This window comes from Pseudomonas sp. S3_B08 (assembly GCF_054667725.1).
Genome location: NZ_CP162750.1, coordinates 2,472,062 through 2,497,891 on the forward strand (window position 1 = coordinate 2,472,062; position 25,830 = coordinate 2,497,891).

Consider the following 25,830-nt stretch of genomic DNA (forward strand, 5'->3'; position numbering starts at 1 on the left):
GTTTCCGGAAATTGATGCGCAGGGGTTATAAATGTAACCAGTTGATGCAAATTATTACAGGTCTGATGGAAGCTGCCCTTGTGGGAGCGAGCCTGCTCGCGAAGGCGGGGCATCAGTCAATGGATAGGTGGCTGACCCAGCGCATTCGCGAGCAGGCTCGCTCCCACATTGGATCTCGAATGGTCTGAAGGCCGTGTAACCCTTATCCTTGTCACCCCCGCCGTAGCCGTAGTCAGGAGTGGTTCCAATGCCCCATGAAGGCAATCTGTTGCAAGCCGCTGTCGTGTTTCTGTTCGCGGCCGTGCTCACCGTGCCTTTGGCCAAACGTCTGCAACTGGGCGCGGTGCTCGGTTATCTGTTTGCCGGGGTGATCATCGGCCCGTCGGTGCTCGGTCTGATCGGCAACCCGCAAAGCGTTGCGCATATTTCCGAGCTGGGCGTGGTGTTGCTGCTGTTCATCATCGGCCTGGAGCTGTCGCCGCGACGCTTGTGGGTGATGCGCAAATCGGTGTTCGGCGTCGGTCTGGCGCAGGTGCTGTTGACCGCTTCGGTGATCGGCGTGCTGGCACTGTCGGTGTTCGGCCAGCCGCTGAACAGCGCGATTGTGCTGGGCCTCGGTCTGGCGCTCTCCTCCACTGCCTTTGGCCTGCAAAGCCTCGCCGAACGCAAGGAACTGACCAGCCCCCACGGGCGTCTCGCGTTTGCGATTCTGCTGTTCCAGGACATTGCGGCGATTCCATTGATCGCCTTGGTGCCGATGCTCGCCGGCGTCGACCATCACACCAGCACCGCCGACGATATTCGTCACAGCTTGCAGGTGCTCGGCGGCATTGCCGTGGTGGTTATCGGCGGGCGGTATCTGCTGCGTCCGGTGTTCCGCGTAGTGGCAAAAACCGGGCTGCCGGAAGTGTCCACCGCCACCGCGTTGCTTGTGGTGATCGGCACAGCGTGGCTGATGGATCTGGTCGGTGTGTCGATGGCGCTGGGTGCGTTTCTCGCTGGTCTGCTGCTGGCGGATTCGGAATACCGGCATGAGCTGGAAGCGCAGATCGAACCGTTCAAGGGCCTGCTGCTCGGACTGTTTTTCATCAGCGTCGGCATGGGCGCCAATCTCAGCCTGTTGTTGAGCGCGCCGATCACCGTGTTGGGCCTGACCCTGCTGCTGATCGGTCTGAAGTTGCCGCTGCTGTTCGTGGTTGGGCGCCTGGCAGGAGGATTGAACAAAATCAGCGCAATTCGCCTCGGCATCGTCCTCGCTGCCGGCGGTGAGTTTGCGTTCGTGGTGTTCAAGATCGGTCGCGATCAGGGCCTGTTCGAGCCGCGTCTGTACGACCTGCTGGTGCTGACCATCACCCTGTCAATGGCGCTGACGCCGTTGTTGCTGTTGATCTGCGCGCGTCTGGTCAGCCCGAAAGTGCAGCCGGTGGAAGTGCCGGAGAAATTCCGCGAAATCGACACCGAAGCACCGCGTGTGGTGATTGCCGGCATGGGCCGGATGGGCCAGATCGTGGCGCGGATTCTGCGCGCGCAGAACATCAAGTTCGTTGCGCTGGACACCTCGGTGGAAACCATCGAACTGTCGCGCAGCTTCGGCGGTGTGCCAGTGTTCTACGGCGACCCGATGCGCCCGGAAATCCTTCACGCGGCGAAGGTTGGCGAAGCGGAATATTTCGTCATTGCCACGGACGATCCGGAGACCAACATCAAGACTGCCGAAGTGGTACACAAGCTATATCCGCACATGAAAATCATCGCCCGCGCGCGTAACCGTCAGCACGTGCATCGCCTGGTGGATGTCGGCGCGCAAGCGATTCGTGAGACCTATTATTCGAGCCTGGAAATGAGCCGGCGCACGCTGGTCGGCCTCGGTCTGACCCAAGCCCAGGCCGATGCGCGGATCAAGCGTTTCAAGCATCACGACGAACAGGTGCTGGAGGCGCAACACGCCGTCTACGACGATGCCGCCAAAGTCCTGCAGACCGCCCAGGAAGCCCGGGCGGAACTGGCCAAATTGTTTGAATCGGATCAGCTCGAAGAGGAAGCCCGAAAATCCTGATCGTGCCTTGCCCAGATCCAACTGTGGGAGCGAGCCTGCTCGCAAAAGCGTCGTATCAGTCACCCAATACTTCACTGACAGATTGATTGTTCCCACGCTCCGCGTGGTAACACAGCCCGGGACGCTCCGCGTTCCACTTCCCGAGCTGGAACGCGGAGCGTCCCTTGAGGCGTTCCCACGCAGAGCGTGGGAACGATCATGTGGGAGAGAATCAGGCCAGTTCCAGCGCGGGCGCAGGCTCGACCGGCGCGACTGCAAACCGATCCGCCAGAAACGGCGTGATATCCAGCGGCAAAGGCTCGTCATTCACCAGTTTATCCAGCAGCACACCGGTAATCGCCGAGGTCAGAATGCCGGTGCGGAAGTGCCCGCAAGCATTCAGATAACCCTCGATCCCACGCATCGGCCCGAGGATCGGCAACTCATCCGGCGAGCCCGGGCGCAATCCCGCCCAGGTGCGCTTGAGGTTGACGTCCGCCAGCTCCGGCAGACAGCGCACCGCGCCCTGCACCAGCCCGGCGATTTCCGGGTAGGTGGTGGTGACGTCGAAGCCTTTGTCTTCGGTGGTGCTGCCGATAAGGATTTCGCCGTTGTCCTTTTGCGCCACGTAGCAATCGCTGGTGGTCAGGCAGCCGTTGAGGATTTTCGGCATGCGTTCGGTCAGCAGAATCTGTCCTTTCACCGGTTTCACCGGAATGCGAATCCCCGTGGCCCACTCACTCAGATCCGCCGCCCAGGCACCGGCGGCGTTGATCAGCGTCTTGCAGTGGAACACCCCCGCCTCCGACGTCTGCACGCCGGTCACGCGAGTGCCGTGATGCAGCACGCCGGTGACGTTGGTGTTGACGAAGATATCGACGCCGTTCTGCCGCGCGCCTTCCATATAGGCATCAGCGAGGCGGAACGGGCTGACCTGATGGTCGCAGAGAAACTCCAGCGCCCCGCGCGCCTCATGGCTGACGCTCGGTTCCGCCGCGCGCAACGCCGCCTGATCGAGCCAGCGCACCTGATCGGCCAGATGCGGAATGCAGCCGACGATGTGCTCGGCGTAGAGCCGGTCTTCGTCGTCATAGATCACGAATTTCAATCCGGTCTTCTCGAACTTGCAATCCATGCCGTGGTTGTCTTTCAGCTCGCGGTGCAGCGCCGGGTACAGCGCGTTGGACTGCAAGGCAAAATCGAAAAACGACTGCGGCAGAATATGCGGCGTACTGGCGTCCACCGCTACCGCAGCGCCCTGGGTTGCGCGCTTGCGGTTGGCCGACATCATGCGAAAGAAAATTACCCCGCAACCGAGGCCGACCGACTCGCCGATTGCCCATAACCCCCCCGCCGAAGCACGGGTCGCATTGCCGGGGCGCTTGGCGTCGATCAGTGCCACCTTGAGATCTTTGCGTTTGGACAATTGGTAGGCGCAGGAGGCGCCGATCACGCCGCCACCGGCAATGACCACGTCGTAGAACTTACTCATGGCAAGCGCCCTCCGTGCCGAGGGACTGGAACGCGGAAAACGGCACCGGATCAATCGGGAAGCGCGGGCGCAACCAACCGACATCCTGACGTCCGGTAGCCTGGCGCAAACGATCGCTGCAATAGCCGACGCACATCCGCCCCTGACAATCGCCCATGCTCACGCGGGTGCGCATTTTCAGGCTGGCGATGTCTTGCACACCCTGCTCCAGCGCCAGATCGATGTCGGCGCGGGTCGCATGTTCGCAGCGGCAGATCACCGTGTCGGCTGCGGGCAAAGCGATCTGACCAACGCCGCGCTCGGTGTAGCGATCCACCGCCGCACGAAAGCGCACGATGGCTCTGAGCTTGCTCGCGTAACGATCGCGGCGCACCCGGGCCAGCTCGGCGTCGAGCACACCGCGTTGCAGCAGGATCGAAGTGGCGGCGATCTTGCCCGCCAGCATCGCCGCTTCACCGCCGCGGATCCCGCCCATGTCGCCGGCCAGATGCACATGCGCCACGCTGCTTTGCTGCCAGACATTGGCGTGCGCACGCAGGTAGCCATCGTCGCTGAAGCCGTGATCAAGGCCCATCTGCTGGCTCAATTGCGTGCGCGGAATAAAACCGTAACCGACCGCCAGCGTCTGCGCTTCGAAGCGCTCGACCCGCGACAGATCCGCCTCCCACGTCGACGAATACGGCGCGACGCTGACGCTTTTCAGCTCGCCGTCGCCATGGGCTTCAACCACGCCCCAGCCATAGTTCATGGGGATGCCGTGCAGCTTGAGGTAAGCGAGCATGCTCAAGCCGTCGAGGAACAGCTGCGGTTTGTTCAGCAGCGCCAGACTCTCGCGGGCGATCTTGCCGAACGCACACGCCTCGTAGACGCCAGCGACACGCACGCCGGAGGCATGCAACTGGGTCGCAACCAGCGGCAGCAACGGCCCGGTGCCGGCGATGATCACCGGCCCCCGCGGCTTGACCACACCACTCTTGATCTGCAATTGAAGACCACCGAGCAGAATCACTCCCGACAACGTCCAGCCGGGGAACGGCACACTGCGTTCGTGACATCCAGCGGCTAACAGCAGTTGCGGATAAGCGATCTCGTGCAGTTGCTCATCACCGTCGAGCACCACCACTGCGCGGGTGCCTTCGGCGCCGACCACGCGATGGTTGAGGCGCACGTCAATCAGCCCCGATTGCTGCTGAAATTCGCCGTGCAGTTTGTCCAGTGCTTCGGAATAACGCGGCCCGAGATAATCCAGCTGCACGCCATCACGCAGCGGCCCGCGATAGACCACGCCGCCGAGGCGCGAAGCCTCTTCGAGCAAGGTGCAGCGCACGCCGTGGCGCGCCAGTTCGATGGCCGCCGCCATCCCCGCCGGCCCGCCGCCGACGATCAACGGTTGCAGGCTCATACGACCTCCTGCGCGACGACGCGGTTGACTCGGGTTTCGATCTGCATGCCGTCGCGCACCACCGTCTGGCAGGCGCGGCGCTTGTGCCGACCGTTGATTTTCACCAGACAGCACTGGCACACGCCCATGCCGCAATAGGCGCCGCTGATCTGATCGTGGTCATTGCGTGCGATCTGGCGCACGCCGAGGGACTGGATGACGCTGAGAACGGTTTCGCCGATGGCGGCGCTGACCGCTTGGCCATTGATGTGCACGGTCATGTCCGCCTGCACCAAGGGCTGGATATCGAAGGTTCTTTCTAGGCAGTTCATTACGGTGTTCGTCCGTGAAGATTCAGTTGAGGTTGTGTCAGCTCCTTGCTGCACTACGCCTCGTCGACGCTTTTATTGCTGTGTTTTCAACGTCGACGCGGATACTTCGTCAGCGCAACAAGGTGCGCGACAAGCAATGTAGCTCATACCTCAGCAAAGGCCTGGATCATTTACGGTAGGCGATATCGCCAGGCGAAATATTGATCCAGGCCAGTGAAGATGGCGGGATGGAAACGGTTAGTTGGAGAAGACGAACTGGCCCCGCAGAATGCAAAAAGCCGCTTTCACCCGAAGATGAAAGCGGCAGAGGCATCCTGCCTCAGAGGGATCAGTGTACGAACAGGGCGATCAGGATGATGATCGGGATCGGTACGCCGAGGAAAAACAGCAGTAATGAGCGCATGGTGACTCTCCTTTTTAACGGACCGGAGTGGTAGTGGTGTAGGTGTCGACTTCAACGTACTCGACTGCATCGCGACGACGACCGCCGAAGGTGGCTGCCAGGCTGGCGAAGAACGCACCGGCCAGCAGCGCGACGAACATCCACAGCGAGGTGTAGGCCGCGACTTTCGCGGCGGTATCGGCCGCTTGCTGAGCTTTCAGTTTGGCGTCAGCGATGGCTTTCTGTGTGTTGGCGTAGATTTCGTCGACACGACGTTCAGCATCGGCCTGGCTCAGATTGGTACGTTGCGATACCAGTTGTGCGAGGTAGGTACGGTCTTCGGCGCTGAGCTGACCGTTGGCCAGGCTTTGCGTGAAGATGCGGGTCACAGTGCCGCGTGCAGCGTCATCGCTGACGGCAGCAGGACGATCATCGCGGAACAGGCTGTCGACGAAGTAGCCGTACTGATCGCTGTCAGTATTGGCTGCGGCAGAGCCGGCGGCCTGGCTCATCGCACCGGCAGCACCGCCGACTACGTTGGCACCCGCCTGCACACCGCCACTGACGACGCTGCTGACCGAACCGACCACCAGCACAGCGGTCACCAAAGTAGCGACGCACCAGGCGAGGAAACCATGTGCGGTGTCGCGGAAGTAGACTTCGTCACCGTGCATGTTGGCCCACTTAACGCGCAGACGGCCGGCAATGTAGCCGCCCATGCCGGAAGCGATGATCTGCGTCACCGCCAGCCAGACGATCGTTGAAATGCCCAGGCCCTTGGCGCTGACGCCTTCTCCGGCCCACGGTGATACAGCCGAAAAGCCCAGGCCAAACCCGAGCAGCACCAGAATCATCGACAGCGCGGCGGCAGCCGCAGCACCGGCGAAGATCGCGCCCCAGGACACGCCTGACACGCTGCTCGACTCTTCCAAGGCAGGATAATAGCCATCAGGGGATCTATTCATTGTTGTAGTGCTCCAGGCATGAAAAATGGTGTTACAAGTCGTCGGGTGAGGAATTGCAGTGACCGTGCCAGTCAAACACTTTTAATAACTCCTTTTCTTTCAATGAGTTACAAAACTTGAACTTCCTCGGACCGTGCAACTTGCAATAAAGCGCATCCGATTGCGGGTTTTCTGCATTAACCAAAGCGTGGCAAATCCGATCAGTTCTGATTCACCAGGCGACGAAGATGAAAGTTAATTTAAAGCGTCACGGCAAATTCTTGGCAAAATGCTGCCATTCCGTTTGAACCGATCAGCAGGCCTGCCTATGACTCGTATCTTGACCATCGAAGACGACGCCGTGACCGCGCGGGAAATCGTTGCCGAACTGAGCAGCCACGGGCTGGACGTCGACTGGGTCGACAATGGCCGCGAAGGCCTCGACCGCGCCGTGAGCGGCAACTACGACCTGATCACCCTTGACCGCATGCTGCCCGAGCTGGATGGTCTGGCCATCGTCACCACCCTGCGCACCATGGGCGTGGCGACGCCGATTCTGATGATCAGCGCCCTCTCCGACGTCGATGAGCGCGTGCGCGGCTTGCGCGCGGGTGGCGATGACTACCTGACCAAGCCGTTCGCCACCGATGAAATGGCCGCGCGGGTCGAAGTGTTGCTGCGCCGGCAGAACAGCGTCGCCACCCAGGCCACCACGCTGAAAGTCGCCGACCTCGAGCTCGACCTGATCAGCCACGAAGCCCGCCGCGCCGAGCAGGTGCTGACGCTGTTGCCCACCGAATACAAACTGCTCGAGTTTCTGATGCGCAACAGCGGCCAGATTCTCTCGCGGATGATGATTTTCGAAGAGGTCTGGGGTTATCACTTCGACCCGGGCACCAACCTCATCGACGTGCATATCGGCCGGCTACGCAAGAAGATCGATGCGGCCGGCAACGTTCCGCTGATCCGCACGGTACGGGGCTCGGGCTATGTCATTGCCGAACCCGTCTGACGGCTGGCGCTCCTCCAGCAGCCGCTTGCTGGCGCTGTACAGCTCGCTGTTCGTGGCGTGGAGCGCGATCCTCATGGGGGTCATGTATTACGAGGTGTCCGGCTACCTCGACAAACTGGCCAAACACTCGTTGATGCAACGTCAGCACCTGTTCTCGCATTTTCGCGGCGAGCAACTCGAAGACGCGCTCGCGGCCAGCATGACCTTCGATATTCGCGGTATCGACGCCTATGGTCTGTTCAGCGCTGACGGTGTTTACCTGGGCGGCGCACTCCAGCAAATTCCCGAAGGACTGCCGCTGGATGGCAAGATCCATATGCTCGCCGAGTGCGCCGATTCCGATGACCCGACCCTGCCGAGCGACAGCTGCGATGCCGTAGCCACGCAAACCCGTGACGGGCGCTGGCTGGTGCTGCTGCGTGACAATGGCTCGCTGTTCGCGGTGACGCGGATCATTTTGCACGCGCTGTTCTGGGGGGTGTCGCTGACGATTATTCCCGGGGTCGCCGGTTGGCATCTGCTGCGGCGTCGACCGTTGCAGCGCATCCGCGCGATCCAGAATAGCGCGCAGGCCATCGTTGCCGGCGACCTGACGCACCGCTTGCCGCTGTCCAATCGCCGCGATGAACTGGACATGCTCGCCGCCATCGTCAACGCCATGCTCGAGCGCATCGAGCGCTTGATGAACGAGGTCAAGGGCGTCTGCGACAACATCGCCCACGATTTGCGCACGCCGCTGACTCGCCTGCGCGCGCAGTTGTATCGCATGCAGCAACAGGCCGGCGAAGGTTCGCAAGAAGCGGCGCAACTGGACTTGGTACTGGCTGAAGCGGATACGCTGATGGCGCGCTTTCGCGGTTTGTTGCGGATTTCCGAGCTGGAGGATCGCCAGCGCCGTTCAGGTTTCGTCGAACTCGATCCGGTGCGTTTACTGGAGGAGTTGCACGAGTTCTATCTGCCGCTGGCCGAGGAAGGCGATCTGCGTTTCCAGTTGAACATGCCGGAGACGCTGCCGCCGCTCAATGGCGACCGCGCACTGCTGTTCGAAGCGTTGGCGAACCTGCTGAGCAACTCGATCAAATTCACCCCGCCCGGCGGCACGGTGATGTTGCGTGGGGTCAATGCCGGTGGGGAGACGCGGATCGAGGTGCACGATTCAGGGCCGGGGATTCCCGAGGCGGAACGTGAGGCGGTGTTCCAGCGCTTTTATCGCACCGAGGGTGGCCAGCCGCAGAGTGGCTTTGGTCTGGGGCTGTCGATTGTCGCGGCGATTGTCAGCTTGCACGGCTTCAGTCTTGAAGTCGGCAGCAGTGATCTGGGTGGGGCGAAACTGGTGCTGGATTGTCGGCAGAGTTTGATCAGTCAGGCCTGAGGGAATGCAATCCACCCGGTGGGAGCGAGCCTGCTCGCGAATGCGGTGGTTCAGTCACAACAATGTTGACTGAACTGACGCCTTCGCGAGCAGGCTCGCTCCCACAGGAAGTCCCATGCTTCATAGGCGCTGTGTGAATCAATCAGGTCGGGTAGTTCGCCCGCAAGGCCTCGAGCCCGCCCTGGTAGATGCCGTTGAACAGCGCCACCACTTCTTCATCGCTCACGCCGAGCGCATTGAAGCGCCCCGACCATGTCACCCGCGCGCCCTGCCCCTGGGCTTCAACCTTGATCGTCGCCAGGTAATCGCTGGCCGGGAACGGTGCCTGTTCGATGGAATAGCTGTAGGTTCTCGCAGCGTTATCGAAGGTCTGCAGACGTTCGACGACAACGCCGCCATCGCCCGTTTTCAGCGTGCGCACTCGCCCGCCTTCGCTCAGTTCGCTGTTGGTGATCAACGGCAGCCAGTCCGGCAGCGTGTTGAAGCCGCCGATCAATTGCCAGACCTGATCGGCCGAGGCCGGGATGTCGATGGTTGCGGATGCAGTTGGCATAAAACCTCTCTTTTGGAAAATTCAGATCGTCAGGCTGTCGACCACACCGCCATCAACGCGCAAGGCTGCGCCAGTGGTGGCCGAGGACAGCGGTGAAGCAATGTAAGTGACCAGATGCGCCACTTCCGAAACATCCGCCACGCGCTGGATGATCGAAGTCGGACGGGCCTTGCGTACAAAGGCGTCGGCTTCGTCGCGTAGGTCGCGCCCCGATTCGGCGGCCGCGTCTCTGAGCATGTCCTGCAGCCCATCGGTGAAAGTCGGCCCCGGCAGGATTGCATTGACCGTGACACCGGTACCAGCCAGACGTTTGGCCAGGCCGTGGGACACCGCGAGGTTGGCGCTTTTGGTCACGCCGTAATTGAGCATGTCCGCCGGCGTCGCCACGCCGGATTCCGATGACAGGAAGATCACCCGGCCCCAGCCCTGCTCAACCATCGCCGGCACATAATGCCGCGCCAGACGCACGCCGGAAATCACGTTGACTTCATAGAAGCGCGTCCACTCACTGTCGGGAGTCTCGAAGAAATCGACGTCGTTGAAGATGCCGAGGTTGTTCACCAGAATGTCCGCGCGCGGTTCGGCGGCGAACAGCTTTTCCGCGCCCTCGGCCGTGCCCAGATCAGCGGTCAGCCCGCGCAACTGCGCGCTGGGCACCGCTTGGCGTATGCTCGCCAGCGCCTGCTCGACCTTAGCCGTGTCACGACCGATCACCACCACCGTCGCCCCGGCTTCGGCCAGCGACTGGCTGATGCCCAGACCGATGCCGCCGGTACTGCCGCTGACGATGGCCAGTTTTCCACTCAGATCGATCTTCATGCGTTTACCTCATTAGCAAGGAGTTCCACCGCGCTCGACTTTAGCGACGATTTCAGAAGCATGGATCAGCGTAGTTGCGATATTGCCGGCATGGTTGAGCTGCCGACCGGTGACGGGGATGTTGTTTGATCGACGATCCCCTGTGTCTGGCAGACCGTAGCCCCTCACCCTAGCCCTCTCCCGGGGGAGAGGGAACCGATCGAGTTGTGCTGAGTTTGCCCTCGACCTGAAAGACCATAGCGATTATGGATTCAGAGAAGACCTTTCACGTCGGCGTATTACCTGAATATCCCCCGGTCAGTCCCCTCTCCTTCCGGGAGAGGGCTAGGGTGAGGGGCATTTCGGAACAGATCAGATTTCCGTCAGACGAAGCAGACCATCGGCGCCGACGCTGACGCTGATCGCATCGTAACTGGCCAACGTCGCATGCGCCGTTTCGATCGGATGCTGGTGCGTGGTGGTGATGATCATCAACGCGGCGCCCGCCGCTTCCGCAGCCTGAATACCAACCGTGGCGTCTTCAAAAATGAGGCAATCCGCTGGCTCGACACCGAGCTTTTTCGCCGCCAGCAGATAACCCGCAGGATCAGGCTTGCCAGCCTTTACATCTTCCGCCGTGATCATGACCGCCGGCTCGGGGATACCCGCCGCCGCCATCCGCCGCAACGCAAGATCGCGAGGCGCCGACGTCACCATTGCCCAGCGATCTTTCGGCAGACCGTTGAGAAATGCCGCCGCCGCAGGAATCTCGACAATGCCTTCAACGTCATTGATTTCCGCTGCGGTGATGAACGCCGCTTGTTCCTCAGCATCCAGCCCCGGCAGATTCAGCCGGGTGATGGTGTCGATCGCCCGTGCGCCATGGATGGTCGGCAAAAACGTCTCGACCTCCACGCCATGGCGCACCGCCCACGCTGACCAGATGCGCTCGGCGGCGGCGATGGAATTGAGGACGGTGCCGTCCATGTCGAACAGAAACGCGCCGAATGCGCGATCAAAAACCGATGCTTGTGCAGACAAAAGAACAAATCCTCTGACAGTTGGCCGGGCAGCCTGGCCCGGCAATGTAGCACTAGTCAGTGCAGCTGCGGGGCCTTGGATTTGAACGCACTTTCCACACAGTCGAGCAATTGACCGATCGCCCACGGCTTCTTGATGAACGCCACCGAATGCTTGACCCCGGAGGTCTCGGGCGTCTCGTAGCCGGACATGACCATCACCGGTTTTTCCGGCCAGCGATCGCCGACCAGATTCGCCAGGTCGGCGCCGTTAAGCGTGCCGGGCATGGTGATGTCGGTCAGCAATAGCGCGACGTTCGCCGCGTGTTCTTCCAGATACAGTGAGGCGGCGTCGGCGCTGGTTTGCGGTTCGACCTTGAACCCTTCCTCCTGAAGAATTTCGCAAAGAAACTCCAGAATCAACGGATCGTCCTCGACAACCAGAATCAACCCGCCAGGAAGGTGCGCGCTCGACGTAGGTGTAGGGCACATGAACAGCACTCCCCCGAATTACATTTTTGATAAGCGGTTTTGAATCCGCTGCTTATCTGGTATGAGCAGCGCGCCCTGTAGAAATTCATTTTTGATACAGAGGATTTCGCCAAGGTGTTGTTTTTCGAAGCGCAGCGCCCATCGAATCCCCTCATTTGTGGTTAAAATGCCGGCCCTTTGACTGGCCGATCCTGATCCATGAACCCTGAAGCCCTCGCTACCCTCCACGCTCATTTGCTGCCCGCACTGGCAACGGCGCCCAGCGAAACCCGCCGTTTGTTTCACGGGCGCGGGCGCTGCTGGCCGGGGTTGGAGCAGTTGACCGTGGACTGGTTGCAGGGCGTGGTGCTGGTGTCGCTGTTCAAAGAACCGGCGCCTGAGCAACTGCAGGATCTGCGGGATTCGCTGCTGCAACTCGCCGCCTCGCCCCAATGGCAGCAGTCCGGTGCACATACCCTGCTGATCCAGCACCGTTACCTGCCGCAAAGCACGGCCGAATGGCTGATCGGTGAGGAAATCGAAGAAATGACCATCGTCGAGGGCGGCTTGCAGTACCGCGTCGACCTGGGACGCAAGCAGAACACCGGACTGTTTCTCGATATGCGTTACGGACGCAACTGGGTCCGTGAACAGGCAGCGGGCAAGCGGGTGTTGAACTTGTTCGCTTACACCTGCGGCTTTTCCGTAGCGGCAATCGAGGGTGGCGCCAGCCATGTGGTGAATCTCGACATGTCCCGTGCGGCCCTGAGCCGAGGTCGCGACAATCACCGTTTGAACGGCCACGACCTGAGCAAGGTCAGCTTTCTCGGCCACGACCTGTTCAAATCCTGGGGCAAAGTGATCAACAGCGGCCCGTACGATCTGGTGATCATCGACCCGCCGTCGTTTCAGAAAGGCAGCTTTTTGCTGACCAAGGACTATCAACGCGTATTGCGCCGCTTGCCGGAACTGCTGACCGCGCAAGGTACGGTGCTGGCGTGCATGAACGATCCGTCGTTCGGTTCCGACTTTCTGATTGATGGCGTGACCCAGGAAGCGCCAAGCCTGCGCTTCGATCATCGGCTGGACAATCCGCCGGAGTTTCCCGATATCGATCCAGAGAGCGGCCTGAAAGCCCTGGTCTTCCAGCGCAGCCACTAACACAGCGTAAGTTCACCTGTGGGAGCGAGCCTGCTCGCGAAAGCGCAGTGTCAGATAACAATTTTGTTGACTGATACACCGCTTTCGCGAGCAGGCTCGCTCCCACACAAGTTCTGTGTTGATCAAAAAGCCGTCGGCCGCAGCACCAGTGCAAACAACTCACCATGCCCGGTGACGTTGAGCTTGTGATAGAGATTACGTCGATGCACTTTCACGGTCTCCGGCGAAATCCCCATCTGCTGGGCCATCGCCTTGCTGGAAAAGCCCTGCAGGATCAGACGCGCCGTGTCGATCTCGCGCGCGGTCAGCCGGGCATCGAAACGGTCCAGCAGCGTCGCCAGATCACCTACCACCGCGTCAGCCACCGGCCCTTGCGGCGGCAGCAACTGCATGTGGCGATGCATCGCCGCCAATACCCAATCACGAATGCACAACAGTCGGCCCTGCTCGGCCATGCCAAACGCGGTCGAGCGGCCCAGTGACAAGCCGAGTACCGCGCCTTCGAAGTTGATCAGAAACTGCAATTCATCCTCGCCCACCACGGCACGAAAGTAGCTCTGGTAATACTCGCTGTGCAGAAACTGATCCGGCGCAACAGAGGCCAGGCTGTGCAGGCCGTCGCTGATCCCGCTGACGGCGGCTTGATAGAACGGATCGAGCAGGTACATGCCGGCGGTATAACCGGCCAGCTCCTGCTGGTCGTCCACGCCCCCCTTGCTGTCGAAGTCGATCAGCAAACGCGGCGGCTGGCCGGGCTGCATCAGGGCGACGAGGGCATTGTCCAGCGGCACCAGCAGGCGCAGGGTGTCGACCAGCGCGCGCCAGAAACCGTCCTGCCCGAGGTGGGAAAATACCCGCGCCAGACTCTGATGCACCGGCAATTCCTGCAACAACGCGTCCACGCACTACCCCTTTCGAGTAACCCATGATGGGAATGGGGCTGGTGTGACCGGCCCGCTAGCCTGACCACTCCAGTTCATCACCGGCCTGCGACAGGCCAGGAGTGCCGCATCATGCGTCGTCACCGTGGATCTATCAACCCGGGCCTGCTGGCCTGTTTTTGTCTTTCCTCGGTTGCCATGGCGGCAGACGAGCCGAGCGTGCATGTCTACAACTGGTACGACTACATCGGGCCGAACACCCTGCATGATTTCCAGCGCGACAGCGGCATCCAGCCGGTGTACGACACCTTCGACAGCGCCGAAGTGCTCGAAGGCAAACTAATGACCAGCCGCAGCGGCTACGACGTTGTCGTGGCGAGCAACTTCAGCCTGCCGACCCTGATCAAGGCCGGCGCCCTCGCCCCTTTGCCTCGCGATCAACTGCCAGGCTGGCAGAATCTCGACCCCGAGCTGTTGAAGAAACTCGCGGTCAACGATCCGGGTAATCAGTACGCCGTGCCTTACCTGTGGGGTACCAACGGCATCGGCTACAACGTCGACAAAGTCCGCGCCGCGTTGGGTGACAAAGCGCCGGTGGATTCCTGGGAGTTGCTGTTCGACGAAGCCAATCTGGCCAAACTGAGCGAGTGCGGCGTGGCGATGCTCGATTCGCCGTCGGAGATGCTGCCGGTCGCCCTGCATTACCTGGGTTTGCCGCCCAATAGCACCGATCCCGAGGACTACAAAAAAGCCGAAGCACTGCTGCTCAGGCTGCGCCCGCACATCGCCTACTTCAACTCTTCGAAGTTCATCAGCGATCTGTCCAACGGCAATATCTGCGTGGCGGTTGGCTGGTCCGGGGCGATGCTCGAAGCCAAGACCAACGCCGAGCAGGCCAATAACGGCGTAAAGATCGCCTACAGCCTGCCAAAGGAAGGCGCGCCGGTGTGGTTCGACACTCTGGTACTGCTCAAGGACGCGCCCAATCGCGCCCAGGGCCTGGCGTTTATCCATTACCTGCTGCGGCCGGAGGTGATCGCGCCGGTCAGTGATCACTTGTCATACCCGAATGGCAATCGCGCCGCGACAACGCTGGTGGCAGCAGCAACTCGCGACAACCCGGCGGTCTACCCGTCCCCTGCCGCCATGGCCACTCTCTACACCCTCGAACCCTTGCCCAAAGCCGCCGAACGTGTGCGTACGCGGGTGTGGAGCAAGGTCAAGAACGGCCAGTAGTCCGCGCGAGAAATCTGCCTGCCTCATCCGAGCGGTAAGCCGCCCGACCTTTTGAATCAAGAGACTGAACCTTATGAATCCGCGTGCCCGTGATCTCGATATCCTGATTGGCCAGATGCAACCCGGCCCGCTCAATGCCATCACCGATGTGCCGGGCGTGCGCGTCGGTCACAGCAATGTACGCGGTCGCAGCAGCAGCGGCCGTGACATCTGCACCGGCGTCACGCTGATCGAGCCGCGCCCCGGCTCGACCTGCCAGAAACCGTGCTTTGCCGGCGTGCATGTACTCAATGGCAACGGTGATGCGACCGGGCTGGAATGGATTCGCGAGGCCGGTCTGCTGACCAGTCCGATTGCCTTTACCAACACCCACAGCCTGGGTGTGGTGCGGGATGCGCTGATTGTGCTGGACCGTGAGCAACAGCCGGATGACGGGCGGCTTTACTGGAATATGCCGGTGGTGCTGGAAACCTTCGATGGACTGCTCAATGACATCAACGGCTTTCACGTTAAGCCCGAGCATGTCGCCGAGGCACTGAACGGCGCCGTGGACGGCCCGGTGCGCGAAGGTGCGGTGGGTGGTGGCAGCGGCATGATCTGCCACGAATTCAAGGGTGGCATCGGCACCGCATCGCGCCGTTTGAGTGCTGCCCAAGGTGGCTGGACCGTTGGCGCGATCGTGCAGGCCAACCACGGCATTCGCAGTGAACTACGCGTCGATGGTTACCCGGTCGGGCGCTATATGGAACAGAAGGACTCACCGTTTCTGCGGGCAGCGTTGCCGCACCCGGGCATGGGCTCGATCGTCGTTTGCCTGGCGACTGATGCGCCGCTGCTGCCCCATCAATGCACGCGCCTGGCACAGCGTGCCAGCCTGGGCCTGGCGCGTACCGGCGGCGGTAACGAAGACCACAGCGGCGACATCTTCATTGCCTTCGCCACCGGCAATGATCACGTCCCGCCTGCCGCTTACGAGGCTAAACGCGCAGCCACCTGCGACGGCTTGCGCATGGTCAACAACGACCACATCAGCGAGCTGTTTCTGGCCGCGACCGAAGCCGTTGAAGAAGCGATCATCAATGCCCTGCTCGCCAGCGACAGCAGCGAGGGCAACGGTCATTCGGTGCCGGGCCTGGATGCGCAGACGCTTCTGGCGGCGCTGAAAAAATCCGGTTGGCCGGGATCGCGTCCGGCATGAACCGGCATTGTGCAGGGACGACTGGCGGTACTTGAGTCGTCCATTGCACGCTCCCAGGATGAAGCTACGCGGTGCCTGGATTGATCCGGCGCTGCGTAGGCGTGGGTGTACTGACTCCCAATCAAGCCCAAGTTCTGCTTCACACGCCTCTTGAGCCTCACTGGCTCTACTTCCTCCCCATCAAAGAGCTTGGAGGCTCTTTTTTTGTCTGCGTATTTCAGTTCTCGGCGAGACCTTCGGCGCGAATCGACCGCCATGCCGCCTGCGCAAGCACTTCGCGATAAGCCATCGGACTGCCCTTAACTCGCCCTGCCAGCCAGGCCCGGCAGTAACTGTCCGCCTGGCCGATGATCAGCGATGGCAGCAACTCCGCAGGCAAATCCTTAAGCTCAGCGGCGCGACCCGATTCGGCCAACCACTGGCCCAAGCGCAGGTTGCGCGTCTTGTTGCGCTCGGCCAGCTCTTCCTTGAACGGGCCTTTGGTCACTGCGAATCGTGCGTGGTACTGAAAACGCGCCCACTGCGGCTGCTGCTCGACCCAGTCGACATAGCTGAAGACCAGCGCCTGCACTCCTTCCTCCGTGGTATTGGCCGCGTCCAGATACGCATCACGCAGACGCGCCTGATCCTCCAGCGCGGTGAAAAACAGCGCCGCGACCAGCCCTTCCTTGTTGCCGAAATGGTGGTAGATCGCGCCAACGCTGGTGTCGCACTCGGCACGGATCATTTCGATGGTGGTGGCCTCGATCCCCTGTTCATTGAACAGGCTCAGGGCCTTGCGAAAGATATCGCGTTTGAGTTCGGCGCGGCGGCCGGGGTAGCTGCGTTCCAGTAGATCGGCGGTGTCCATGCTGCTCGGGTCCAAAAACGGAGGTTGATAAAGGCGTCACGTGCCCGTGAACAAATCGCGCCTAGGTTGACAGATTTGCCGTGAACAGAATACCGTTCCGTTACAGAACATTATTCTGTAACGGAACATAATTCTGCAAACCACCCAGTGAGGCTTCCATGAGTCAATCTCTCAGCATGTTCAACAGCGTCGGCGCGGATGCATTCAGCAAAATGGCCTGTCAGTTCGCCCCGTACTTCAGCACCATCAATCCGCTGATCAGCGAATTGCGCCCGAACGCCGCCACCGTACAAGTGCCGTTTCGCAAGGAAATTACCAATCACCTTGGCACGGTGCATGCGATCGCCCTGTGCAACGCGGCGGAACTGGCCGGCGGAATGATGACCGACGTCTCGATCCTGCCCGGCGCGCGCTGGATTCCAAAGGGCATGACCGTGGAATACCTGGCCAAGGCGAAAACCGACGTCACCGCCGTGGCCAGCGCCGAAGGTGTGGATTGGCAAAGCGATGGCGACAAGGTGGTCAACGTCGACATTCACGATGCCGAGGGTAAAAAAGTCTTCACCGCGCGCATCACCATGAACGTCAAGATCGGTTGAGATTGCAGGCACAAAAAAGCCCTCGTTGCGCAATGCGCAGCAAGGGCTTTTTACTGGCCGGGTCAGTGCAGAGTCAGGCGCTGACGGACAAATTCTTCTACGTGGCGGCTGGTCTGATCCAGATGGCGATCGCGTTGTTTCTCCGCATCGAGCATCGCGCGCTTGCCGTTTTTCTGCAGCAAGTAAGTATGAATCTGCTGCACTTCCAGCGAGCGGTAGATCGGCGTGGTGTCGATGAACCCGCGCAAGCCGTTGCTGCGGTAATGCCGCGTGCTCATCAGCACCTGAGTCTCGCGCTGGCCGATCACTTCAAAACCCAGCGCCTCAAAATACGGCACCTTGCCAATGCTGCAGGCCAGTTCCGCATGCGGATAGCGCCCGACCATGTCCGCGAGCATCGCCCGCGCCACACCTTGGCGCCGATGGCCTTCACGCACCGCCATGTACGCGACGCTGCACGCCTCCCAATCGCCCTGCACCGGCAGACAGATGAGAAATCCGATGACTTGCTCTGGATCCTCATCGTCAGTGGCCACCAGCAATTCCACCTCGGTGCCCTTCTGGCCGTTCAACGCCTCGAGGTACAGATGCACCTCGAAACCCACCGCGTACTGATAAACGTTGTACAGCAGATTGCTCGGGCCGAGGCCGACCGCACTGATGTCGGTCAGGTAGTCGACGACCATTTGCAGGATCTGGCTGTTGACGCTTTCCGGGCATGGGGAGGTGTAGTGGGTGATGCGTGGCATGGGCAAACTCCGGCGATAAAAAACGTTGCCGATGATCAGAGCCGTCGACGAACCGCGACATCATACCGTGCCGGGTCTATTGAACCGTCACTGTTGTGGCGCCACCACCCTGAATTTGATGTTGATGTCCCTCGACACCACGCTGTCAGCCCACTCCCCTGCGCCGAGGCCGAACTCCTCACGGTTGAGCACCAGCTCGCCGTCGAAAATGCCAATGGCGTTGTCCGGTTTCAGCTCCACCGGCACCTCGACATCGCGAGTGATGCCCTTGAGCGTGAGCTGACCGGCGACCTGGTAACGATGCTCGGCCACCTGGGTGAAACGACGGGACTCGAATACCGCGAGCGGGAATTTTTCAGTATCGAACCAGGCGGGTTTCACCAGCTCGGTATTGGCGTCTTCGCTGCCGGCGTCAATGCTGCTCAGGTCGATATGCAAGGTGGTGCGGGCGTTGGCAAGGTTTTCGGTATCTAAATCCAGAGCCGCCTCGAACTTGCCGAAGGTGCCGTACATTCGCGAGCCCATCTGGTTGTAGGTGAAACTGATCTGGCTGGCGCTGGTGTTGACCCGGTTATATTCAGCGGCCTGCGCACAGGCCATGACAAAGGATGTAAACGCGGCAACCAGCAGCAATCGCGACGTCATGGAATTCTCCGGGCGGCGTGTGTCGTCGAGGGCCTTGGTTGACTTAAGCAAACAGCCGAGCGTTATGCCAGTTCACGCTCTCCCACAAGGGATACAATTTTCTCGGCGCTACCCGGTTGAACCGGCCTTTCCTTCGCCCTGCCGCGCAGGTGGTGACGCAACTTCAGCGCCGGTCGCTCGACGCAGTAATACGTCAGGCCACTGCAGAAAAATGACAACGCCAGCACCGCTCCGACAACGTAGGCGTCATACGCGACGGGCCAAAAACCCCGCAGTAGATACATCACCACAAAGTGGTTAAGAAACACGCCATAACTGATATTGCCCAGGAACTCGTCCATCCGGTGGAATTTCAGTTTGGTCAACAGGTAGACCAAGGGAATGCCCACGGCGATACCCAGAGTGACTTCGGCATTGAACGGACGACGCTCAATCCATCCGACCATGATCGCTACAAACAGCAGTCCCGCCGCAACGGCTGTGCCGGTGACAACGACCATTGCTCTGATATTGCGTTGGTATAGATAACAGCCGCACAGGAAGATGAACAACACACCCGGCAACAGACGATATCCATAGACATCGGTATTGATGAAGCCCAGGCAGGCCAGCAGAAAAACCCCGACCGAGACAGCAAAGGCGACACCCTGCGCCTTGCAAATCAGCAGAAATGGAATCAGCAGGTAGAAACTCATTTCCAGCCCCAGCGACCAGCCCGGTGGCAGGATCTCGGTCCCGCCGACGCCGAACATGTAATAGCCAAGCGGTAGCATGAGCAAACTGGTGGACAGGGTCTTCCATGTCAGCTCAGCCGCTTGGGGCGTACCGGGCAACAGAAAATGAATAACCAGACACGAGGCGACGAAGTAGACCAGAAATTGCGGATACAACCTCAGAGCCCTGTCGATATAGAACAGACCGATCTTCCTCGGCTCACGGTAGTTTCGCTCGATGAGCGAAGCCATGACGAATCCACTGATGATCAGGAACGAGATGACGGCGATCACACCAGGATTCAGTCCGGCGAACTTTTTGCCCATATGAGATACAGCGACCAACACCGCCAACAGCAGTCGAAAAGCTCCCACTTGAACCCTCGTCATTCCCTTATTGTTGTGGGCGCATACGCTACGATGCTTTCGTCTCGGGGGACAGACAAATGTTTGTCCACCGTGCCTAAATCAACCGCTCGATCTTCTGGTGTTTCCAGACCAGTTTGTAATAGAGCGTCTGCAGTATCAGCATCCCCAGATAGGCAACCGGAAAAGCCATCCACACACCCTGCAAACCGAACTGCCCATCGAGCCAGTACGCCGCCGGCAACTGCACGCCGACCACGCAGACAATCGAAATGACCACCGGCACCAGGACGGTGCCGCTGGCGCGCATGATCCCGCCGATGATGGCCTGGAAGCCGAACACCAACAGGCTCCAGAGCATGATGTGCAGCAGATGCTCGGCCATCGCCCGGGTCGAGTCCTCGGTCAGGAACAGGCCCAGCAACCAGTGCGATAGCAGATAACCCAGCACAATCAGGCCACCGGTCAGGCACACATTGATCAACAGCCCGGTGCGCAGGATCGGCCCCATGCGTTGCAAATGCCCGGCGCCGATTGCCTGGGCACCGAGAATCGATGCGGTGATCGCAATCGACAGCGCCGGAAACTGCACATAGTTGACGATCTGCGTTACTGCGCCATACGCCGCCGTCGCTTGCGAGCCGTGCTGGTTGACCAGTGCCAGGATCACCAGCTCCGATAACGACAGCACGATCATCTGTACGCCGGTGGGCAGGCCGATGCGCAGGACCTTGCCGAGAATGACCCGATCCAGTCGCAATGCGGCAAAGAACTCTCGATCCGGCGCCAGCGGATGGCCCTTGCGGATCAGCCGCCAGGCCAGCCACGCCATTGCTGAGAGATTCCCCGCCAGCCCGGCATACGCCGCGCTCTGAATGCCCAACGGTGGCAAGCCCAGCCAGCCGCGAATCAATGCCGGCGTCAGCGCCAGCCCCACGGTGGTGGAGACGATCAGCGCGAGTAATGGCGACAGCGTATCGCTGACACCACGCAGCAATTGGGTGAACAGCACGAATACCAGTAGCGATGGCAGAATCCACAACATGACGTGGGCATAGTCCACCGCGTCGTCGAGCACATCCGCCGGCGTGCCCAACCCCGTCAGTGCCTGTCGCGCAAACACCGTGCCCAGCACCGCCGCGACCAAACCGATCAACACACCCAGTAGCAACGTCGCTCCGGCAATCGCCTTGACCATGTGCGTTTCGCGCGCGCCCCACGCCTGACCGATCAACACGCCCGCGCCAGCTCCAAGGCCGATGACCAGGGCGATGAAAAAGAACACGACGGGAAACATGCCGGATACCGCCGCCAGCGCCTGTGTGCCGAGCATCTGGCCGATATAGATGCTGTTGACCGTCCCGGACATCGATTGCAGGAAGTTCGACAGCACCATCGGCGCGAGAAACAGCAGATAGGTTTGCCAGAGCGGCTTGGCGAAGGTGGCGCTTTGCATTGAATGGAGGTCCATCTCGACGGCGGCAGGCCTGATTGACGATAGCTTCGGTGAGTTGCGTGCAGCGTGCAATCAACATTTCCCATCGGCGTTGATTGCCTGTTTTGCATTTGTGTAAATGCCAGGCATCGCTTTGTGTCAGTGTGCGGCTGTGGTAAATCAGCGATTCTGTCGACACGTACTATTGAGGCTCGGTTCATGCGTAACGTTGCAAATTTTCTGCTTGGCTCCCTCCTCGCTCTGTCGGCCGCCTACGCTCAAGCGGCCGCACCCGCAGCGGCGCCTGCTTCATTGAAACCGCTACTGGCCACTTTGAATGAACGCCTGAGCATCGGCGATCTGGTTGCGTTGACCAAGTGGGACAGCGGCAAGCCGATCCAGGACAGCCCGCGAGAGGCGCAGGTCATCGCCAATGCCCGAACTCTGGCCACCGAACACAAACTCGATCCGGACGACGTCGCGCAGCTGATCGCCGCACAGATGGAAGCGAACAAACTGGTGCAATACGGTCTGCTCGCGCAATGGCAAGCGGCAGGTGCTGCACCGGACACACCGCGTCCGGATCTGGGCAAACAGATCCGCCCGCGCCTGGATGAACTGCAAAAGCGCTTGTTGCAGCAGTACGCCGCCTTCGCGCCCTATCGCCAGGATCCGAATTGCCCGGCATGGCTGGCCAATGTCCGCAACGGTCTGGCCGCTGATTCGCTGCATGACATGGCGCTGATTCGTGCCAGCGGCGAGTTGTGCATTCGGGCAAAAGCCCTCTGAATCGCCGCTCATGGCAAACATCATCGGCGTCGATGTTCACCATCACGTCAATGAAGTTCTCATAAAAACTGCGCGGCGTAACATCGGCTCCAGACAAACAAACAACTTTCTGGAGCACACGATCATGAAACGCCAAACCCTTCTCGGCATCGCTTTCTCGGTTTTCGCAGTTAACGCTTTTGCAGTAACGCCTGCTCACACCCTGGTCGCTGAAGGCGGCTCGGACAAGCTGATCGAAAGCCGTCTGGCTGAAGGTGGTTCAGATCGTCTGCTCGAACGCCGTGTTGCTGAAGGCGGTTCGGATCGTCTCATCGAACGCCGTGTTGCCGAGGGTGGCTCCGATCGCTTGATCGATCGCCGCGTTGCTGAAGGAGGCTCTGATCGTCTGCTCGAACGCCGTGTTGCCGAAGGTGGTTCCGATCGTCTGATCGAACGCCGCGTTGCTGAAGGTGGCTCTGATCGCTTGATCGAACGCCGCGTTGCTGAAGGTGGCTCTGATCGCTTGATCGAACGCCGCGTTGCTGAAGGTGGCTCTGATCGCTTGATCGAACGCCGCGTTGCTGAAGGTGGTTCCGATCGTCTGATCGAACGCCGCGTTGCCGAGGGTGGCTCTGATCGTCTGATCGAACGCCGCGTTGCCGAAGGTGGTTCGGATCGTCTGCTCGAACGCCGTGTTGCCGAAGGTGGTTCTGATCGTCTGATCGAACGCCGTGTCGCCTGAATCATCTGCATGACCGCAACACCCATGAAAAAGCCCGGCCTGATCAGCCGGGCTTTTTTGCATTCAACCGTCGCTTATTGCGCGGTTTTCAGCTTGACCACATCACCGGAGATGGTGGTGGTGTAACCGGTCAGGACCCAGGCCCAGAACCAGTTTTCCTGAACCTGCGTGTTGATCATTGCATCGCCGCCCTTGGCTTGGATGGCCGCGTTTTGCGCGCGCACAAATCGGCTGTTCTGGCGGATCGGGATGATGCCAAACAGCAGCAGGCCGGTGGCCGATGCTTCGCTGTGGCCAACCACGGTGTATTGGTTGCTGTCGTAATGGGCGGTTTTCATCGGGGCGCCGGTGCAACCTGCCAGAACCACACCGAACAGTGTGGCGGCGACTACTTTGCTGAGGTATTTCACGGTAAAACTCCATGGGAAAACGCCCGGGATCCGTCTCTCGGGCGGCGCGCATTCTAACCAAAATGATGGCTCATTGGCATCAATCTTCTTTGTATTTACATGAACCCGTTCGCTGGCCGCCCATCGGCGATGTCGCATACCATGGCGCCACTTCAATAAATACAGACACCCGCCTCCATGTTCAAAGCCAGTCTGCGTAGCCATCTCACCCTGTGGTTCGGCGGTTTGTCCCTGCTGACGTTATTGAGCGTCGGCTTTTATGTCGGTCATATCGCCACCGAACAAATGAAGCAGGCCAGCGGCAACGCCTTGCTGAACACCGCGCGTGCAGCGGCGACGCTGTTGGGCGAACAGCTGCGCGAACGGCAACTGGAGGTCTACCTGCTCAGTCGCGCACCGCATCTGGAGCGCGGAGATCTGGACAACCCAGCCATCCTCAAGTCGATGCAGTTGCGCACCCAGGCGCGCGCCGAATATGCGTGGATGGGCGTCACCGACGCCGAGGGCAACGTCCGCCAGGCCGTCAATGATCTGCTGGTCGGTCAATCAGTGCAGAAACGCCCGTGGTTCCAGATCGGCTTGCGCCGGCAATACACCGGCGATCCCCACGAAGCGGTGTTGCTGGCCAAGTTGTTGCCGGGCCTGCCCAATGGCGAGCCGCTGCGCTTCATCGATTTTGCCGCGCCGATCCACAATGCCGAAGGACAGGTGATTGGCGTGCTGGGCGCACATGCACACTGGAGTTGGGTAACGCGCATCGTCGAATCGGCGGCGTTTTCCCACAAGAACTCGGCGCCGGATATCCAGGCGCTGATCGTCGACCACGATGGCAAGGTGCTCTACCCCGAAGCGCTGATGGGCCAACAACTGGCGATCGGCGATTCGGTATTGCCGGGCTGGACGGCGGCCAACGGTTACCTGACCAGCATGGTCACTGTGCCGACGCCATCGGGCACAGCGCTGTCGTGGTCGATCGCCATTCGCCAGCCACTGGAAACCGCGCTGCAACCGGCGCGGACGCTGCAATACGAATTGCTGATCCTCGGCGTTTTCGCCGCCATCGTTTTCGGTCTCGTGGCTTATTACCTGGCGCTGTACCTGAGCCGGCCGATCGAACAACTCGCGCACTCGGCCAAACAGGTGCAGAACAACCAGTCCGGCGCGCAGTTCCAGCTCCAGCATCCGGTACTGGAAATCGCCCAGCTCGGCCAGTCCATCGACGCAATGACGCAGTCGCTACTAGGCAAGGAGCGCGAACTGCAAGAAGCCAACGCCTCGCTGGAAGCCACCGTGGCACAACGCACCGCCGCACTCACCGAGGCCAACGCCGAGCTGCTGAGCCTGGCCACACACGACGGCTTGACCGGCGTTTACAACCGTCGCCGCTTTGACGAAAAAATCACTGAATACTCGCTGCTGTCCCGACGCACCGGGCGCCCTTTTGCCCTGCTGCTGATCGATGCCGACCACTTCAAACGCATCAATGACAGCCACGGCCACGCGGTCGGTGACGAGGTCCTGCAACAACTGGCGACCTTGATCCAGAACAGCGTGCGCAGCACCGATTTCGTCGCCCGCTACGGCGGCGAAGAGTTCGCCGTACTGCTGCCGGAAGTCGCGCAACCCGACACCCCGGAAGTCGTTGCCGAAAAAATTCGCATGGCAGTCGCCGAAGCGCAGTTTCCCGGCGTCGGCAACGTCACGGTGAGTATTGGCCTTGGCCTGGCAGATCCGGCAGACAACAACCACACGGCCCTGATCAAACGCGCCGATCAGCAGCTGTATCAGGCGAAAGCTGCGGGGCGCAATCAGGTGGCGTTCCATGCTCACTGACACCGCGTATATCAACCTGAGACAGGTCGGCCCGCCGGCCTCGCTGGCCAGCCAGCTCCTCCAGGGATGGGGGAAAACCGCAAATATGGGTCGGCAGGAGAACCGCTTTCGCGAGCAGGCTCGCTCCCACAGAAAAGCAAAGCAGCGCAGCTGCCCGCGGCGAAGCCGCCCCACTCAACAATGAGCGTTAGCTCGAGTGCTTTTGATCTTGATCTACCGGCGACGTCGGAAGGCTGAGCGGAGGGATTGATCCGGGCGTGGGAGCGCAGCGACCGTCTGGCGCAGCCAGACACAGCGGAAGGAGGTGCAGCGAAGCAAACCGTAGCCGCTGCGCCCGGATCGATCCCGCAGCGAAGGGACCCGAGCCTGCGAGGGCCGAACGCAGGAGCAAGCCTTTTGGGTTACCTTTTTGCTGGGCCGGCACTCCGGCGTTTGAAAAAGGTGACCCGCCGT

24 protein-coding genes and 1 pseudogene are annotated in these 25,830 nt (G+C 60.5%); 10 read left to right on the plus strand and 15 right to left on the minus strand.

Going from position 1 to position 25,830, the window contains the following annotated elements:
• The first annotated feature begins 247 nt into the window (after positions 1 to 247).
• Entirely contained in the window at positions 248 to 2,056 is a 1,809-nt protein-coding gene (locus AB4N73_RS11215; RefSeq protein ID WP_460143451.1) for a monovalent cation:proton antiporter-2 (CPA2) family protein, read from the plus strand.
• 211 nt (positions 2,057 to 2,267) lie between these two features.
• On the opposite strand, the gene hcnC is transcribed toward AB4N73_RS11215, so the two are convergent.
• The 4 genes from hcnC to AB4N73_RS11235 form a co-directional block, all read right to left on the minus strand.
• Positions 2,268 to 3,527 carry a cyanide-forming glycine dehydrogenase subunit HcnC gene (gene hcnC, locus AB4N73_RS11220; RefSeq protein WP_460143452.1) on the minus strand — a complete coding sequence of 420 codons (1,260 nt, stop codon included), beginning with the start codon at positions 3,525 to 3,527 and terminating at the stop codon, positions 2,268 to 2,270.
• Positions 3,520 to 4,929 (minus strand): cyanide-forming glycine dehydrogenase subunit HcnB, encoded by a 1,410-nt coding sequence (gene hcnB, locus AB4N73_RS11225; protein WP_460143453.1) that lies wholly within the window; start codon positions 4,927 to 4,929, stop codon positions 3,520 to 3,522. Before hcnB ends, hcnC begins: the two co-directional genes overlap by 8 nt.
• Entirely contained in the window at positions 4,926 to 5,240 is a 315-nt protein-coding gene (locus AB4N73_RS11230) for a (2Fe-2S)-binding protein (protein WP_016775225.1), read from the minus strand. The genes hcnB and AB4N73_RS11230 overlap by 4 nt, the downstream gene beginning before the upstream one ends.
• 417 nt (positions 5,241 to 5,657) lie before the next feature.
• On the minus strand, positions 5,658 to 6,587 hold the full coding sequence (locus AB4N73_RS11235) for a hypothetical protein (RefSeq protein ID WP_056788998.1): 930 nt from the start codon (positions 6,585 to 6,587) through the stop codon (positions 5,658 to 5,660).
• Between the two features lie 307 nt (positions 6,588 to 6,894).
• On the opposite strand from AB4N73_RS11235, the gene AB4N73_RS11240 reads away from it, so the two are divergent.
• Both AB4N73_RS11240 and AB4N73_RS11245 read left to right on the plus strand, forming a co-directional pair.
• A complete protein-coding gene (locus AB4N73_RS11240) occupies positions 6,895 to 7,578 on the plus strand; it encodes a response regulator transcription factor (RefSeq protein WP_056788996.1) in 684 nt (227 codons plus the stop codon).
• Positions 7,556 to 8,950, plus strand: coding sequence for a sensor histidine kinase (locus tag AB4N73_RS11245; RefSeq protein ID WP_150634970.1), 1,395 nt, complete (start codon positions 7,556 to 7,558; stop codon positions 8,948 to 8,950). Before AB4N73_RS11240 ends, AB4N73_RS11245 begins: the two co-directional genes overlap by 23 nt.
• A 142-nt stretch (positions 8,951 to 9,092) precedes the next feature.
• On the opposite strand, the gene AB4N73_RS11250 is transcribed toward AB4N73_RS11245, so the two are convergent.
• The 4 genes from AB4N73_RS11250 to AB4N73_RS11265 all read right to left on the minus strand — a co-directional run bounded on the left by AB4N73_RS11250 (position 9,093) and on the right by AB4N73_RS11265 (position 11,812).
• Entirely contained in the window at positions 9,093 to 9,503 is a 411-nt protein-coding gene (locus AB4N73_RS11250) for an SRPBCC family protein (protein WP_460143454.1), read from the minus strand.
• A gap of 21 nt (positions 9,504 to 9,524) precedes the next feature.
• Positions 9,525 to 10,322 (minus strand): SDR family NAD(P)-dependent oxidoreductase, encoded by a 798-nt coding sequence (locus tag AB4N73_RS11255; RefSeq protein ID WP_073471267.1) that lies wholly within the window; start codon positions 10,320 to 10,322, stop codon positions 9,525 to 9,527.
• A 351-nt stretch (positions 10,323 to 10,673) separates the two neighbouring features.
• Positions 10,674 to 11,342: an HAD-IA family hydrolase gene (locus AB4N73_RS11260; protein ID WP_460095115.1), complete on the minus strand. Its 669-nt coding sequence runs from the start codon at positions 11,340 to 11,342 to the stop codon at positions 10,674 to 10,676.
• A gap of 56 nt (positions 11,343 to 11,398) precedes the next feature.
• Complete coding sequence (locus AB4N73_RS11265; RefSeq protein ID WP_056788985.1) at positions 11,399 to 11,812, minus strand: response regulator; 414 nt, start codon at positions 11,810 to 11,812, stop codon at positions 11,399 to 11,401.
• Positions 11,813 to 12,010: 198 nt separating this feature from the next.
• On the opposite strand from AB4N73_RS11265, the gene AB4N73_RS11270 reads away from it, so the two are divergent.
• Positions 12,011 to 12,952, plus strand: coding sequence for a class I SAM-dependent methyltransferase (locus AB4N73_RS11270; RefSeq protein ID WP_460143455.1), 942 nt, complete (start codon positions 12,011 to 12,013; stop codon positions 12,950 to 12,952).
• A gap of 122 nt (positions 12,953 to 13,074) precedes the next feature.
• Here AB4N73_RS11270 and AB4N73_RS11275 read toward each other — a convergent pair whose 3' ends face one another.
• The gene (locus AB4N73_RS11275) at positions 13,075 to 13,854 is read right to left on the minus strand and encodes a helix-turn-helix transcriptional regulator (RefSeq protein ID WP_460143456.1); all 780 of its coding nucleotides are present in this window, start codon (positions 13,852 to 13,854) and stop codon (positions 13,075 to 13,077) included.
• Positions 13,855 to 13,965: 111 nt separating this feature from the next.
• Between AB4N73_RS11275 and AB4N73_RS11280 the strand changes: the two genes are divergently transcribed.
• Both AB4N73_RS11280 and AB4N73_RS11285 read left to right on the plus strand, forming a co-directional pair.
• Complete coding sequence (locus AB4N73_RS11280; RefSeq protein WP_460143457.1) at positions 13,966 to 15,069, plus strand: polyamine ABC transporter substrate-binding protein; 1,104 nt, start codon at positions 13,966 to 13,968, stop codon at positions 15,067 to 15,069.
• 73 nt (positions 15,070 to 15,142) lie between these two features.
• Entirely contained in the window at positions 15,143 to 16,267 is a 1,125-nt protein-coding gene (locus tag AB4N73_RS11285) for a DmpA family aminopeptidase (protein ID WP_256809144.1), read from the plus strand.
• 217 nt (positions 16,268 to 16,484) lie between these two features.
• Here the strand turns inward: AB4N73_RS11285 and AB4N73_RS11290 are convergent, their stop codons facing one another.
• Complete coding sequence (locus tag AB4N73_RS11290; RefSeq protein WP_130899260.1) at positions 16,485 to 17,117, minus strand: TetR/AcrR family transcriptional regulator; 633 nt, start codon at positions 17,115 to 17,117, stop codon at positions 16,485 to 16,487.
• Between the two features lie 158 nt (positions 17,118 to 17,275).
• Here AB4N73_RS11290 and AB4N73_RS11295 point away from each other — a divergent pair, with 158 nt between their 5' ends.
• A complete protein-coding gene (locus tag AB4N73_RS11295) occupies positions 17,276 to 17,716 on the plus strand; it encodes a hotdog fold domain-containing protein (RefSeq protein ID WP_460061906.1) in 441 nt (146 codons plus the stop codon).
• A gap of 62 nt (positions 17,717 to 17,778) precedes the next feature.
• Here AB4N73_RS11295 and AB4N73_RS11300 read toward each other — a convergent pair whose 3' ends face one another.
• From AB4N73_RS11300 to AB4N73_RS11315, 4 genes are all read right to left on the minus strand, one after another.
• Complete coding sequence (locus tag AB4N73_RS11300; RefSeq protein WP_056788965.1) at positions 17,779 to 18,465, minus strand: GNAT family N-acetyltransferase; 687 nt, start codon at positions 18,463 to 18,465, stop codon at positions 17,779 to 17,781.
• Positions 18,466 to 18,552: 87 nt separating this feature from the next.
• Positions 18,553 to 19,110, minus strand: a complete 558-nt coding sequence (locus AB4N73_RS11305; protein ID WP_236168589.1) for a YceI family protein — start codon at positions 19,108 to 19,110, stop codon at positions 18,553 to 18,555.
• A 62-nt stretch (positions 19,111 to 19,172) separates the two neighbouring features.
• A complete protein-coding gene (locus tag AB4N73_RS11310) occupies positions 19,173 to 20,198 on the minus strand; it encodes an acyltransferase family protein (protein WP_460095109.1) in 1,026 nt (341 codons plus the stop codon).
• Between the two features lie 88 nt (positions 20,199 to 20,286).
• Positions 20,287 to 21,645 (minus strand): MATE family efflux transporter, encoded by a 1,359-nt coding sequence (locus AB4N73_RS11315; protein WP_095182040.1) that lies wholly within the window; start codon positions 21,643 to 21,645, stop codon positions 20,287 to 20,289.
• Between the two features lie 198 nt (positions 21,646 to 21,843).
• Between AB4N73_RS11315 and AB4N73_RS11320 the strand changes: the two genes are divergently transcribed.
• Positions 21,844 to 22,413: a chorismate mutase gene (locus AB4N73_RS11320; protein WP_150634961.1), complete on the plus strand. Its 570-nt coding sequence runs from the start codon at positions 21,844 to 21,846 to the stop codon at positions 22,411 to 22,413.
• Between the two features lie 124 nt (positions 22,414 to 22,537).
• Positions 22,538 to 22,975, plus strand: a pseudogene (locus AB4N73_RS11325) (phage infection protein); the annotation flags it as partial.
• Between the two features lie 233 nt (positions 22,976 to 23,208).
• On the opposite strand, the gene AB4N73_RS11330 reads toward AB4N73_RS11325, so the two are convergent.
• Positions 23,209 to 23,544, minus strand: a complete 336-nt coding sequence (locus AB4N73_RS11330) for a hypothetical protein (RefSeq protein ID WP_095182042.1) — start codon at positions 23,542 to 23,544, stop codon at positions 23,209 to 23,211.
• A 177-nt stretch (positions 23,545 to 23,721) separates the two neighbouring features.
• On the opposite strand from AB4N73_RS11330, the gene AB4N73_RS11335 reads away from it, so the two are divergent.
• Positions 23,722 to 25,377: a sensor domain-containing diguanylate cyclase gene (locus AB4N73_RS11335; protein ID WP_460143458.1), complete on the plus strand. Its 1,656-nt coding sequence runs from the start codon at positions 23,722 to 23,724 to the stop codon at positions 25,375 to 25,377.
• Positions 25,378 to 25,830: the final 453 nt, after the last annotated feature.